This window comes from Candidatus Nanosynbacter lyticus, assembly GCF_030253515.1.
GTDB classification, from domain to species: domain Bacteria; phylum Patescibacteriota; class Saccharimonadia; order Saccharimonadales; family Saccharimonadaceae; genus Nanosynbacter; species Nanosynbacter lyticus_A.
On the sequence record NZ_CP124549.1, the window covers coordinates 344,760 to 357,595 of the forward strand.

Here is a 12,836-nt window from a genome sequence, read left to right on the forward strand (position 1 = left end):
GAATTATCATGGTATAATTGCTAAATATGACTAAAAAGACATCCCGAATCGTGGTCAATATGATTTCGGAAAGTGAGTTTACGGTCCAAGGACATGGTGTACATACAGCTTATAAGGAGATTACTGGTGCCTTGGAAAAACAGCCTGCTATTGATATTGCCATTAACACTAATCGATCGGCAGATATAGTTCATGTCCAGACAGTGGGTATGTATGCATTGGGACGGTTACTGCGCAAAAACGGTAAAAAAATTGTTTCAGCACACTTGGTACCAGATAGCTTCATTGGATCATTGAGGGCGGCCAAATACTGGAAGCCAGTTGGTAAATTGTGGCTAAAGTTCTTCTACAGCCGGGCCGACCTTGTGTTGGCCTGTTCCAAGATGGTACATGATGAGCTGGTTCATGACATGAAATTGTCTAACGTCAAGGTGTTATACAATACAGTTGACATGGCGCGATATCGGGTTACTGCTGATGATCGCCGTGTTGCACGTCAAGCGTTACATCTGACAGGACGTGATTTCGTCGTCATCGGTAATGGCCAAGTGCAGCCTCGCAAACGACTTGATACCTTTATATCAATCGCTCGTGCAATGCCGGATGTTACGTTTTATTGGATTGGTGGTATTCCATTTAAACATCTTGGGGCTAAATACGAGTCAATGCAAAAACTTATTAATTCAGTTCCTCCTAACCTTACGGTAACCGGTGTTATACCGCTCGAAGATGTGCGCCAGTATTATATGGCAGCTGATGTGTTTGTATTGCCGGCTACTCAGGAAAATCATCCTGTGTGTGTACTGGAGGCAGCTGGTGCTGGATTGCCGATAGTATTGCGTGATATTCCGCAGTATGACGATACATTTCGTGGCTCGGCAGTTATGGCGGGTACTGATGAGCAATTTATTCAATTAGTGACCCGTCTCAGAACAGATGCGTCTTTTCGCCAGTCAGCAATTCATGGTGCTAAAAAAATTGCTGAACGATTTGATAGCGGTGCTGGCGCCAAGCGCTTAGTCGCGATGTATCAAGAGTTGCTAAAAGAAGATGAGGAATGCGCGTAGGCTTGTTCACCGATACCTATCGACCGTCGATTAACGGCATCGTTTTTGTGGTCGAATCGCTCAAGCGCGAGCTCGAGGCGCTGGGTCATGACGTCTATGTGTTCTGCCCCGCCAAGTCGATAAATCCGGCCAAGCAGGCTGAGCTACTTAACGAAGACCCGGATTCGCACATCGTCCGCTTTCCATCGATCAAGGGTGCGTTTTTTGATGATTACGATACGTCGGTGTTCTTCCCGCCGGTGGTGCAGCGCCGTATCAAAGAGCTGGAGCTCGACATCGTGCATATCTTTACGCCGTCGCAAATCGGGCTGGTTGGCGTCAGTGCGGCGCACAAGCAGCAGATCCCCCTCGTCATCCAGCACTGCACCGATATGTACGAATTTGCCGAGCATTATCCGGCGGTGCTGCCGGGGATTTTGACACTGGCCGGCGTGGTGCTACCACTGTCGATTAAGCTAAGGGGCCGTGATTTATTTGAACTGGTCAAGCTATATCGGCCGCGTGGTATCACCAAATGGAACCGGGCCATCATCGAGTGCGTCATCACTATTCTCTACAGCAAAGCCGACGCCGTCATCGCCCTCAGTCGCAAAAGCGTCGCTCAGCTCAGCGGCTGGCAGGATGACGATCATCTGTATGATTTGACATTGCTGCCAAATGGTGTCAATGCCCTGCCGCGGCCGTCGGCGGCTCAGCTCAAGGCCTTTCGGGCAGGGTGGGGTCTCCGGGCGTCTGATGAAGTGTTTGGTTTCATCGGGCGGCTGGGCGAAGAGAAAAACTTACCAATTTTGATCAAGGCCTTTGACAAGTACGTCGCCAAGGCTCGCCCCAAATCCAAATTACTGTTCGTTGGCGATTTCGAGTATCGCAAAAGACTCGAGGAGATGGCAGCCGAGAGTAAGTACGCTGATCGGATCATCTTTACCGGCGCTCTGCCGCGTGAGGAATTAGGCGTAGCGTATCAGGCACTGGATGTGTTTTGCTTCCCGTCGCTCAAGGATACCCAGGGCTGGGTACTACACGAAGCGGCGCACGCCCGTAAGCCAATTATCATCATTGACACGCAAGTATCCGAGGTGGTGCGTGACGGTGTGAACGGTATGTTCGTGAAAAATCGGCCCAAGAGTATGGCAGATGCTATCATTACACTGCTCCGTTCGCCAGCTCGTCGAGCGAGGTTTGGCGCTGAGAGCAAAAAATTAGCGGCCACGTTCACCGAGCGCCGTCAGGTCCGCAAATTAGAGAAATTATATCGCCGGGTTATCGCCCAGAAAGCTGCCGCCGCGTCTCGCGATCTTGATCGCGCCGCTTGATGGTCTCGCGCTTGTCGTAGGTTTTTTTACCTCTGGCCAGAGCGATGACTACTTTAATGAACTTGCCGCTGGTTAATAATTTGGTCGGCACGATGGTCATGCCCTGCTTTTTTGCCTCAGAAAAGCGCGCTAATTGGCGTTTGCTGACTAATAATTTCCGCGCCGAGGTGTCGACACTGCGAGTATTTGCCTGGCCGCGAACGTTCAGCCGCAGCGAAAAGCTCGCGTTATTCAGCCATAATTCACCATTTCGCATGCTAACGAACGCTCCCTTCAGCTGTACGTGCCCTTCCCTGGCGGCGCGCACTTCTATGCCCGTCAGCACCAGCCCGGCCACAACCTCCTCGCCCAATTCATAGTCAAATCGCGCTCGGCGATTCACGACGGCGTGAGTGGATGACTTTTTGGTCTTGGTGGGCTTGGTCACGTGATCATTGTAGCATGTAGGCTGGAGCCTTAGCTAGAAGATGATTGGTTTGTCCGGGTTGTACTCTTTATCTGGAACGTACCGAAGCGGGATACCTGTCTAATCAAGCCTCACTAGCGTAGTAATTTCTTCTTCATCTGCATTCATCATATCCTCTCGCATTTCGTCTATGACGGCTGCAAGCTCCTCTAGGGCTACTTGCTTTTGTGACATCTCTAATTCATCATCGCTATATATGATATCAATACGGGTCAGGATTTCTTTGTATAGTTGATCAAGCAGCCTTGACTTGTCTAAGTCAAAGAGAGTTTGAATCCCTGCCATGTCTACTGACGCCTCTTCCTCTAAACGACGCCTCTCTTTTGTATTACCCCGCAGCTCAGCTAGTTTGCTGTTGAGGATTTTTTGGGTAATTTCAATGACAGTCTCCGCGTCAACGGGACGTGGAATTTCCCTTTCGGGGGCTAAAATTTTCTGGCTAAGCCAATTGAGCTTATGTGATGTATCCATTGTCTTCACTTTGTATTCTAGTCCGGCCAAGACGTGGTATTTCGCTGCGTTTGGCGCGAGTCCATCACTGAGAATTGCACCAAGCATCCCCTAAGCTCTTTAATCGCTTGCAGTTCTTCTTCTGGTATATCTTTGATGGCCTCTTGGTAGTTGTTGCGCTCATTTACCATCTCTTCAGCCGTGTTGTGATTGTCATGAACATCGCTATCTGAAGTATTCCACGGGAAATTATACCCACGCATATTATTGTCATACAGTGCCGTTCCGATTATGTGTAGCATGGCTGCTTGGGTGCGCGATGAAAGGGGTGACTCATTATTGTTAGTCTCCAATTCGGCTGGACAAAACTTTTTGACAAACTTTTCAGCTGGTGCAGCGATATGGGTAATGTCCTCACCACTGGCTGTGTAGTATCTTTTGTCTATTTGCTCTTCTGGTAGCGCTTGCGGTGTCGTCTCTATACTCATGGTCTCATATTATAACATTGTTTAACTATAAATACAATACCCGGCTATTGCTTTTCTAGCCCGTGCACTTCACCGGTTGTGAAGTCCCATTTGGCATTATGCTGACACTGACATACGAGAGCTAGGACATTGCGGCCGAGTTCCCCGACTGCTGGATGGTGGCATTCGCCCCTGATGGCCCAGCCGAGTAATCGTACTAATGAAGGATAATTATGAATATGATTCATGATAACCGATTGGTTGGCAGATCCCTTGATTGTATTAACGAGTCGCCACACAGAAAGGTCTGGCTTAAACTCTGGGTGCTTCTCGAGTATGTGCGCTACGTTCGCGATATTCTCGAGAATATCACAAATATCGATAGCCTCGTCGAGGTTTTCGAGCCGGGCGATGGCGGCGCGGAATTTTTCGTTGAGGCGCTGGTAACTGGGGAGGTTATCGCCTTCTGATCGTTGAATGCGGGCTTCTGTCAGTGGTATGATTACACCTTCAGTGGTAGCTGTGCTGGCTTCATCGTGGTGTGGCGGTATAGCGCGATCTCCGGCAATGGTCTTGAATGGTATAATTCTGGCCTTGCCGTGGTCTACTTCTGTTCTTGGCATGTGTTAAATAATACGATGTAATTACATAAAAGTCAATGATTAGCATCATAGTATGCTACAATATCCCAAGCATGATAGCCGACATCCACATCACCGAAAAAAGTTTTGGCGACAAGACGTTGATGCGCGACGTTAAGTTTAGTGTGGATGATGGCGAGAAGGTTGGCGTGGTCGGCCGCAATGGCGTCGGCAAGTCGACGTTGTTTGGGGTTTTGGCGGGCGCTGACACTGACTACACCGGCGAGGTGATTTTTCGCCGCGGCATCACCGTGGCGTCAACGGCGCAGGAGCATCATGGCTTGGGCGACCAGACGGTGCTGAGTTACATTTTGGCGGGGCTGCCAGAATATGCGGCCCTAAAGAAAATCATTGATGAATACCCTGAGACTATGGGCGATAATATGCGTAAAATTGAGGGGTATACCCAGGCGCTGGAGCGATTTGACCAGAAAGGGTTTTACCAGATTGAGGAGAAGATTGAGAGGGAGCTTGATAATTTCCAGCTGAATGGGTGCGGCGAGCGGCCGCTTGGTTCTCTGTCGGGTGGTCAGAAGCGACTGGTGGAGATCGTCAAGATTATGCATGCGGGGGCGCATTTGGCGCTGATTGATGAGCCGACTAATCACATGGATTATGTAGCGAAGCAGCAGTTTATCGACTGGATGAGTTCGCAGCCGCGCCAGGCCATGCTGATCATCACCCACGACCGCGATGTGCTGGGTCGGGTAGATCGAATCGTCGAACTTAAAGACGGCCAAGCGGTCAGTTACCGCGGTAATTATGACGCTTACCTCAAACAGAACGCTCAGGCGACGGCGGCGGGCATGAATAATTTTGAGCACATTGAAAAGCGGATGACCAACCTCAAACAAAAAGTGCTGGATTATCAGCGGCTAAAGGAAAAGTCGCGAAATCCCGGCACCATCCAAAAGTTCAAGCGGCTGGAGAATGAAGCGCGGGCCGAGCTGGCGGAATTATCAGAGATGGACAAGCCGACGTTTTGGATCGACAAGGAATCGGCTGGACAGCTTGATTATAAGTCAGCTGAGCGCTACGGCAAGTTCAAGGCGCGCAATATTCGGCTATCGATGAAGGACGCGGCTAGTCGTAGCCAGCACGTGCTGGTGCGGGTTGAGGACGCGGCGGTTGGTGTTGGCGAGCGGATATTGTTTGAGGGCGTTAATATTGATTTGCGCGAGGGTGAGGCGGTGGAGTTGCGCGGTCGCAATGGCGCTGGTAAGACGACGCTGATTCGGATGTTGCTGGCAAGCGGTGGTGTGGTTGCTCGGGCATCTCATAAAACAATCCGGGACCCGCTAAAGCCAGCCCAGATTTTTTCTGAGATACCGCTCGCACCCAACGCGCTGACTGCGACACCTCTAGCACTGGAGTGTGCTTTGGAGGAGACGGCTGGAAAACGAACCGCAGCAGCCGCTCCACCGTCCTCCGCCAGAGCACACTCTTCGCTCAAATCTCCACCGGAGATTTTTCGCGAGCGTTCGGCTGAAACGTCCGCTACTCGCGAACGTTTCACAGTCTCTGGCGTAGGAGGTGTCGCACCTGCCGCCCCCGTCCTCTACTCCGGCAACCTCTTCCTCGACCCGCAGGTACGGGTGGGCGTGTATGAGCAAGAGATTGACGAGCGGTATTTGGCGGATCCGCTGGAGGCGGCGATTGAGAAATTGTATCTGAGCCGTGACCTACCGATTTCTGAGACTAAGATTCGCCAACTACTAGCCGATTATCTGTTCACCGAAGCCGATCGGATGACGCCACTGGCGCGCCTGTCGGGCGGTCAAAAAGCCCGCTTTCAGATCATTGCCATGCTGGCGAATGACCCGCAACTATTGATTTTGGATGAGCCGACCAACCACCTTGATCTGCCGAGCATCGAGGAGTTAGAGACGGCGCTGGCGAAATATTCTGGCGCCATCCTGTACGTCAGCCACGACAATTATTTCCGCCAAGAAATTGGCGGTGAGGTGGTGCAAATCGGCGCGGCATAAGGGGTGTGCTAATGAAAAACCTGCTACTAGTAGAGCCCTCAAGTAGCAGGTTTTTAATATGTCAATTAGCGATAGTTATTCGCTCATCAAACCATTCTTCTTCAGCGCATCCTGTAGTTTCGGCCGGTCGAAGCCGAGGATGACCTCGCCGCAAACATCGGTTACTGGCACGCCCTGGAAATTGCCGCCGTTTTTACTGAGCAATTCTTCCTTAGTGCTCGGATCAGCCTCAATGTCCTTGGCGACAAAATCGATGCCGAGTTTTTTCAACCATTCCATCTCCGTGTGGCAGAATGCGCACCAGCTGGTGCTGTAGACGGTGACTTTAGCGTCTTGGTGATTGGCCGTGTTATCTTCGCTCATAACTTCCCTCCTTATGGCTTTTCTCTATTGTAGCATAAGCATCGGTGCCTCGGCAATGCCATCTAGTCTCGGGACACCCGACTCGTTAAGTGCCAGCCGTCACACCCTCGGCAATAGTACACGTCTAACTCCAGTTTTGGTGACATTAGCTCCTGCGTATCAGCCGCTCGCCTGGCGATTTGCTCGGTGGCGAAGCGGCGCTTGCGCCGGCAGGCGTCGTGATCGGCAGTTGTCAGCGTCGGCTTGACGAACGTTCGGGCTGATTTTGGTTGGTTTTTCGGGTAATTTCGCCGTGGCATCTTGTCAAGAGTATAGCATGTTGCTATAGTGACAGAGTAATGGCTGAGAGACCAGATGTTGAGAATGGCGTGACGACAGCGACGGAAGTGGCGGCGGCTCGGGTTATTCTCGGGACGATCGGCGACACAACGTGGCGAATGTTTGTGCCGAGCATCGGTTGTACGCTACTAGGCGTATGGCTGGATGGCGTGTTTGGTTTGAAGCCGTGGCTGATGTTTGCTGGCGTGGTACTTGGTTTTGTGGGCGCGTATCTACTGGTGAATAAGCAGCTGGGGCGTGTGAAACGAAAAAAGGAGCGTAAAAATATATGATACAATTATTTGCCAATGCCGGTCCACACATTTCAGTCAAGGCTGACGAAGTAGCGAATATCATGGGCGTGTCGATCACCAATTCGCACATGCTTGGCGCGCTCGGGCTGGTCGTTTTGGTGTGGCTGATGTTTCGGACGCGGGCAGCGGTGCTGGGCAAGAAAAAGCATAATTTTGCGACGCGGCTGGTACATTGGACATTTGATGGGCTGTACAATACGGTTTGCCAAGTCATCCCGGACCAGACATGGGCGCGTCGAGTAGCGCCGCTGTGTATCACCATATTCTTTTTCGTGGTGGCGCAGTATTGGCTGGGACTGCTACCGATTGTCGGGCCGATCACCGTGGGTAGTCATGGTACGCCGCTGTTTCGCGGTGGTGTGGCCGACCTGAATATGACGTTTGGCCTGGCTATCGTGACCATTATCGCCGCACAAGTGTACGCCTTCAAATACCTTGGCTTTAGGGGTAATATGGGTCGCTACTTTGTTAATCCGCTGCGCGATCCGATCATGGCGTTTGTCGGTATTTTGGAGTTGGTGGCGGAGTTTTCGCGCCTGTTGGGGCTGAGTTTCCGGTTGTTTGGCAATGTGTTGGCTGGCGAAGTGCTGCTGATCATGATCGCCTTTTTGACGCAATATATCTCGCCGGCGGTGCTCCAGCCGTTTTATCTGTTCGAGCTGTTCATCGGTGGTATTCAGGCGTACATTTTCTTTATGCTGTCAACGGTATTTATTTCGCTGGGGCTGGCTCACCACGACACGCACGAGCCGACTGATCATGCTCATTCACCTGCTGATACGACGAAACTCGCGGCGGCGAATGATTAGAAAAGTAAAGTATTAAATAAAGGAGAAATTATATGAAAGAATTAGCATTTGCACTCACCTACGCCATCCCGGCTGCGCTGGCAGCGATCGGCGCTGGTATCGTCGGCGCGGCAGCGATGAACGCGGCTGGCCGCAATCCAGAGAAAATTAACGATCTACGCACCATGATGATCCTCGGTATTTCGTTCATCGACGCCCTAGCGATTATCGGTTTCGTGGCGGCTATCGTCGGCAAAGTTATGTAATTTGAGGGGTAAATTGTGGAGACTATATTGACACAATTTGCGAGTGCCGAAGCGCACACGGCCGAAAAGGCTGACTTGTTCAGTTCGCTGGGTATTGACTGGAGGCTGCTGATTTTACAAACGGTGGCGTTCTTGATCTTGCTGGTGATTCTCCGCAAGTGGGTGTATCCACCGCTGGCAGCGATGCTCGACAAGCGCGAAAAGGACATGCGCACAGCCGAAAAGGCAGCGCAGTCGGCGCGTGACAACGCTGATAAGGCTGAAAAAATGACCAACGAGCTGATGCGAAAAGCTCGGGCGGAGGCCAGTGATATCGTGGCGGCGGCGCGCGAGGAAGCGGCTTCGGTCGTTGAGCAAGCTGCAGCCAAGGCGACTGCCAAGTCTGAGACCATCGTCAGTGCGGCACAGGCGGAAATTGCTAAGGAAGTTGAGCAGGCCAAGAAAGCGCTGCACAATGAAACGCTGGAATTGGTGGCCGAGGCGACTGGCAAGGTTTTGCACGAAAAGGTTGATGCTAAGACAGACGCCAAGCTGATCGCGACTGCGGTCAAGGAGGTTGCCTAGTCATGGCGCGGACGCTTCGGCGAAAGTTGGCACGACACGCGGCCGAGCGGCTGCTCAAGGGCGACGTGACGGTGATTGATGAACTGGCGGCGCTGATCGTGCATGAGCGGCGCGAGCGAGAGATTGATCTATTGGTACAGGATATTGAGGCGGAATTGGCTGAACGCGGTACGGTTGTAGCGACGGTGGAAAGCGCGCGGGCGCTGGATGCGGCGACAAAGGATGAGATTAAAAATCTATTGTCGTCTAAAGCAAATACTGGCGATCGGAATATTACCGTGCTGCTGCGTGAATCAATTGACCAGGCGCTCATCGGTGGCTTCAAATTACGGACGCCAACCGCAACACTGGACGCGACAATTGCCAAGAAACTAAACGACTTGCGGGCGAAGAAAATCTAGGAGGAAAAATGAGCAAGATTGATGTGACAGAACTAGCCAAAAGCCTGCGGGAAAAAATCGCGCAGCTGGAGGCGACGGAGGGACTAGAGGACGCTGGTGTGGTCATCCGCGTCGGCGACGGCGTGGCGTGGGTGCACGGCCTCAGTAAAGCTGGCTATAGCGAAGTGCTAGAAATTGAGACTGATGGCGGCACAGTGGAAGCCTTTGCGCTGAATTTGATGGAAGATGAAATCGGTGCGGTGATCCTCGGCGGCGAAGAAAAAGTCAAGGCTGGCGCCAGCGTCCGCCGCAAGGGCGCGGTGCTGGACGTGCCGGTTGGCGAGGAATTACTCGGTCGCGTAGTTGACCCGCTAGGCCGGCCGCTGGATGGTGGACCGGCTATCAAGACCAAACAACGTGGGCTGATTGAGCGCCCAGCCATCGGCGTGATGGGTCGTAAGTCGGTGCACGAGCCGCTGATGACCGGTATCATGTCAATTGACGCCATGTTCCCGATCGGCCGCGGGCAGCGCGAGCTGATCATCGGTGACCGCCAGACCGGAAAGACGGCGATTGCCATCGACACTATGATCAACCAGGCACGGCAAAAGACCGGCGTGGTCAACGTTTACGTGGCGATTGGACAGAAATTATCAAAGATTGCACGGTTGGTTGACCGCCTGAAAGAAGAAGGCGTGATGGAGCAAACTATCGTGGTGGCGACCAGCCCGTCGGACGCGGCTTCCCTGCTCTACCTGGCACCATATGCTGGTACGGCCATGGGTGAATATTTCCGCGACAACGGCGGCCATGCACTGATGATTTATGACGATTTGACTAAGCACGCCGTGGCCTACCGCCAGATGTCATTGCTGCTGCGCCGTCCACCGGGACGCGAGGCGTACCCTGGTGATGTGTTCTACCTACACTCTCGCCTGCTGGAGCGTTCAGCTAAGTTGTCAGACGAATTGGGCGCCGGTTCACTGACTGCCCTGCCGATCATCGAGACGCAGGCCGGTGACATCTCGGCGTACATCCCGACCAACGTGATTTCCATCACCGACGGTCAGATTTTCCTGGAAACTGACTTGTTCTACCAGGGTATTCGCCCAGCGATTTCTGCTGGTCTATCGGTCTCCCGTGTTGGTGGTGCTGCTCAGACTAAGGCTGTCAAATCGGTCGGCGGTAACTTGAAGCTCGGTCTTTCACAGTTCCGTGAGCTGGCGTCGTTTGCGCAATTTGGCTCGGATCTGGATGATGCGACCAAGGCGCAAATCGACCGCGGCCAGCGCTTGACTGAACTTTTGAAACAGCCGCAATATCAGCCGATGAGCGTCTGGGAGCAATTTGTCAGCATCCATGCGGTGACGAGCGGCGCCTTTGATAGTGTGCCGGTCACTAAAATTAAGGAAGCACAGGCCGGCCTGCTAACGTATCTCTGGAACAACGCCAAGGACGCCATGCGCGAACTGAACAAGGGCGCCAAGCCGACTGACGAGCAGTTGCACATCATCGACGAGGCAACGCAGGTAGCAGCGAAAGGGTTCGAGGAGTAATCCATGCCGAGTACTCGTGCGCTGAAAAATCGCATTCGCTCGGTGGATTCAACCAAGCAAATCACCAAGGCGATGCAGCTCGTAGCCGCCAGCAAAATGCGCCGCGCCCAAGAGGCGGACAAGGCGTCGGCTCCCTATACCGTAGCGGCGGAGGAGCTGCTGAGCTACCTGGCCAGCCAAGGTGCGACCGACAATCACCCGCTGTTTAAGCGCCGCAAAATTACCAAGCGCTTGATCATCGTCATCGCCAGTGACAAGGGGCTGGCCGGTGCATATAACACCAATGTTCTGAAAAAATATCTGGAGCTGCTGAAGCGCGACGATGAGCGTGGCATTGAGAATTTGACTTTGACCATCGGCCGGCGGGCTTCGCAATTTGCCTCGCGACTGAAGGATACGAAGATCATCGGTACATACGAGGACTTGCCGGATCAGCCGTCCGGGTTAACTTTTCACACGATTTTAAACACCGCCATTAGCATGTTTGAGAATGGCGAGGTTGACGCGGTGACGCTGGTGTATACGCAGTTTGTCAATAGCATGGTGCAGACGGCGGAGCTGTCGCGCTTGCTACCGGCGGGCACCAAAGCCTTGATCGACCCGAGTGAAGTGTCGAACACAATTTCTGACGCTAAGTACGAGCCGAGCATTCCAGAAGTGTTGGATGCGGTGGTCTATCGTCTGACGGGTGCGCGGCTGTTTCAGGCGCTGCTGGACGCTCGTGCTTCAGAGCACTCCATGCGGATGATGGCCATGAAGAATGCGACTGACAACGCGTCTGATCTGGTGGACGATCTAACCTTGGCGATGAACAAAGCCCGCCAAGGTGCGATCACTCAGGAGCTGGCAGAAATTTCCGGCGGCGTGGAGGCGATGGAACAATGAGCGTGTATTTCGTACGCCACGGCGAGAGCTTGGCTAATGTCAATGGCCTGGTGGCTGGCGCAGAAGATGATTCTCCGTTGACCGAGAAAGGCCTATGCGATGCGCAGGCGGTGGCGCGAGAGGTCACGAAGCGCATCAAAGCTAGCGAGCTACATATTGATACCATTGTCAGTTCCCCGCTGCAGCGGGCACGCCAGACAGCAGAGATTATCAGCCACGAGGCTCTCGGCGGTTTGCCAGTTGAGATTGATCAACGCTGGCGTGAGCGCGGGATTGGCAAAGCTGCCGGAATGAAGCACGGCACGTGGTATCACCTCGAGGACGACCCGGCGGCGGGCGTCGAAACACGGCAGGATTTTTGTAAGCGCGTAGCTGAGGCTTACGATGAGCTGGCGGGTCTTTCCGAGGATATTTTAGTCGTCTCGCATAACGGCGTATACCGAGCGCTACAAACGCATATACATCATGTTTCACCGGAAAAGTTTGTCGAGATGCCAGGGCTCGGTAATGGCGAAATTGTTGAGATTGCAAAACAAGGAGAGTCAAATGAATAACGCAACCCTATTCGTCAGTACTGTTGTCGTAAAAGACGGTAAGCTATTGGTTGTTCAGGAGGGGAAAAATAACTACGGGCAATTAGGCACGTGGAATTTTCCGGCGGGACATGTCGAGCCGGGCGAAGGCTTGGTGGAGGCGGCGGTACGAGAAGCGAAGGAAGAATCTGGCTATACAGTTGCAATTGACGGTGTCCTGTCGGTGCTGTTGAAAAATACTGATTCTGGCATGTCGCTGGTTGTGTTTTTTCTGGGACACATTGCCGATGATTATCCTGCCCCGCGCGAAGAAGGAATCCAGCAGGTTGACTTCGTGACGTTAGAGGCTTTAGAAAAACTGAATTTGCGTTTTCCTGATGATATGATAGAACCAGCTCGTCGAGCGCTGTCGGATAAGAGTTATTCTTTGGATATAATTATGGATTATCAGGAGGCGTAGACGCGATATGAAAAGTG

The 12,836-nt window shown here is 52.6% G+C and carries 18 protein-coding genes; 12 read left to right on the forward strand and 6 right to left on the reverse strand.

The window, feature by feature from the left end:
* The first annotated feature begins 26 nt into the window (after window positions 1-26).
* Together NLML1_RS01785 and NLML1_RS01790 are read left to right on the forward strand one after the other, a co-directional pair.
* Complete coding sequence (locus tag NLML1_RS01785; protein WP_285441844.1) at window positions 27-1,067, forward strand: glycosyltransferase family 4 protein; 1,041 nt, start codon at window positions 27-29, stop codon at window positions 1,065-1,067.
* Window positions 1,058-2,380: a glycosyltransferase gene (locus NLML1_RS01790; RefSeq protein ID WP_285441845.1), complete on the forward strand. Its 1,323-nt coding sequence runs from the start codon at window positions 1,058-1,060 to the stop codon at window positions 2,378-2,380. Before NLML1_RS01785 ends, NLML1_RS01790 begins: the two co-directional genes overlap by 10 nt.
* On the opposite strand, the gene smpB is transcribed toward NLML1_RS01790, so the two are convergent.
* From smpB to NLML1_RS01810, 4 genes are all read right to left on the reverse strand, one after another.
* Complete coding sequence (smpB, locus tag NLML1_RS01795) at window positions 2,328-2,807, reverse strand: SsrA-binding protein SmpB (protein ID WP_285441846.1); 480 nt, start codon at window positions 2,805-2,807, stop codon at window positions 2,328-2,330. The two genes, NLML1_RS01790 and smpB, sit on opposite strands and share 53 nt — an antisense overlap.
* Before the next feature lie 99 nt (window positions 2,808-2,906).
* Window positions 2,907-3,317 carry a hypothetical protein gene (locus NLML1_RS01800; protein WP_285441847.1) on the reverse strand — a complete coding sequence of 137 codons (411 nt, stop codon included), beginning with the start codon at window positions 3,315-3,317 and terminating at the stop codon, window positions 2,907-2,909.
* A 17-nt stretch (window positions 3,318-3,334) separates the two neighbouring features.
* The gene (locus tag NLML1_RS01805) at window positions 3,335-3,784 is read right to left on the reverse strand and encodes a hypothetical protein (protein WP_285441848.1); all 450 of its coding nucleotides are present in this window, start codon (window positions 3,782-3,784) and stop codon (window positions 3,335-3,337) included.
* 44 nt (window positions 3,785-3,828) lie between these two features.
* Complete coding sequence (locus NLML1_RS01810; RefSeq protein WP_285441849.1) at window positions 3,829-4,386, reverse strand: hypothetical protein; 558 nt, start codon at window positions 4,384-4,386, stop codon at window positions 3,829-3,831.
* A gap of 71 nt (window positions 4,387-4,457) precedes the next feature.
* On the opposite strand from NLML1_RS01810, the gene NLML1_RS01815 reads away from it, so the two are divergent.
* A complete protein-coding gene (locus NLML1_RS01815) occupies window positions 4,458-6,392 on the forward strand; it encodes an ATP-binding cassette domain-containing protein (RefSeq protein ID WP_285441850.1) in 1,935 nt (644 codons plus the stop codon).
* A 75-nt stretch (window positions 6,393-6,467) separates the two neighbouring features.
* On the opposite strand, the gene NLML1_RS01820 is transcribed toward NLML1_RS01815, so the two are convergent.
* Together NLML1_RS01820 and NLML1_RS01825 are read right to left on the reverse strand one after the other, a co-directional pair.
* A complete protein-coding gene (locus NLML1_RS01820) occupies window positions 6,468-6,755 on the reverse strand; it encodes a glutaredoxin family protein (RefSeq protein WP_285441851.1) in 288 nt (95 codons plus the stop codon).
* 62 nt (window positions 6,756-6,817) lie between these two features.
* The gene (locus tag NLML1_RS01825) at window positions 6,818-7,054 is read right to left on the reverse strand and encodes a hypothetical protein (protein WP_285441852.1); all 237 of its coding nucleotides are present in this window, start codon (window positions 7,052-7,054) and stop codon (window positions 6,818-6,820) included.
* A gap of 39 nt (window positions 7,055-7,093) precedes the next feature.
* On the opposite strand from NLML1_RS01825, the gene NLML1_RS01830 reads away from it, so the two are divergent.
* The 9 genes from NLML1_RS01830 to NLML1_RS01870 are packed head-to-tail and all read left to right on the forward strand — an operon-like array spanning window position 7,094 to window position 12,819.
* The gene (locus NLML1_RS01830) at window positions 7,094-7,366 is read left to right on the forward strand and encodes an AtpZ/AtpI family protein (RefSeq protein WP_285441853.1); all 273 of its coding nucleotides are present in this window, start codon (window positions 7,094-7,096) and stop codon (window positions 7,364-7,366) included.
* Window positions 7,363-8,196, forward strand: a complete 834-nt coding sequence (locus NLML1_RS01835) for a F0F1 ATP synthase subunit A (RefSeq protein WP_285441854.1) — start codon at window positions 7,363-7,365, stop codon at window positions 8,194-8,196. The genes NLML1_RS01830 and NLML1_RS01835 overlap by 4 nt, the downstream gene beginning before the upstream one ends.
* Window positions 8,197-8,228: 32 nt before the next feature.
* Window positions 8,229-8,441: an ATP synthase F0 subunit C gene (locus tag NLML1_RS01840; protein WP_138076804.1), complete on the forward strand. Its 213-nt coding sequence runs from the start codon at window positions 8,229-8,231 to the stop codon at window positions 8,439-8,441.
* A 15-nt stretch (window positions 8,442-8,456) separates the two neighbouring features.
* Window positions 8,457-9,005 carry a F0F1 ATP synthase subunit B gene (gene atpF / locus NLML1_RS01845; protein ID WP_285441855.1) on the forward strand — a complete coding sequence of 183 codons (549 nt, stop codon included), beginning with the start codon at window positions 8,457-8,459 and terminating at the stop codon, window positions 9,003-9,005.
* A gap of 2 nt (window positions 9,006-9,007) precedes the next feature.
* Window positions 9,008-9,406 (forward strand): F0F1 ATP synthase subunit delta, encoded by a 399-nt coding sequence (locus NLML1_RS01850; RefSeq protein ID WP_285441856.1) that lies wholly within the window; start codon window positions 9,008-9,010, stop codon window positions 9,404-9,406.
* A gap of 8 nt (window positions 9,407-9,414) precedes the next feature.
* The gene (atpA, locus tag NLML1_RS01855) at window positions 9,415-10,941 is read left to right on the forward strand and encodes a F0F1 ATP synthase subunit alpha (protein WP_285441857.1); all 1,527 of its coding nucleotides are present in this window, start codon (window positions 9,415-9,417) and stop codon (window positions 10,939-10,941) included.
* A gap of 3 nt (window positions 10,942-10,944) precedes the next feature.
* Window positions 10,945-11,826: an ATP synthase F1 subunit gamma gene (gene atpG, locus NLML1_RS01860; RefSeq protein ID WP_285441858.1), complete on the forward strand. Its 882-nt coding sequence runs from the start codon at window positions 10,945-10,947 to the stop codon at window positions 11,824-11,826.
* Window positions 11,823-12,380, forward strand: coding sequence for a histidine phosphatase family protein (locus NLML1_RS01865; RefSeq protein ID WP_285441859.1), 558 nt, complete (start codon window positions 11,823-11,825; stop codon window positions 12,378-12,380). Before atpG ends, NLML1_RS01865 begins: the two co-directional genes overlap by 4 nt.
* A complete protein-coding gene (locus NLML1_RS01870) occupies window positions 12,373-12,819 on the forward strand; it encodes an NUDIX hydrolase (RefSeq protein WP_285441860.1) in 447 nt (148 codons plus the stop codon). Before NLML1_RS01865 ends, NLML1_RS01870 begins: the two co-directional genes overlap by 8 nt.
* Window positions 12,820-12,836: the final 17 nt, after the last annotated feature.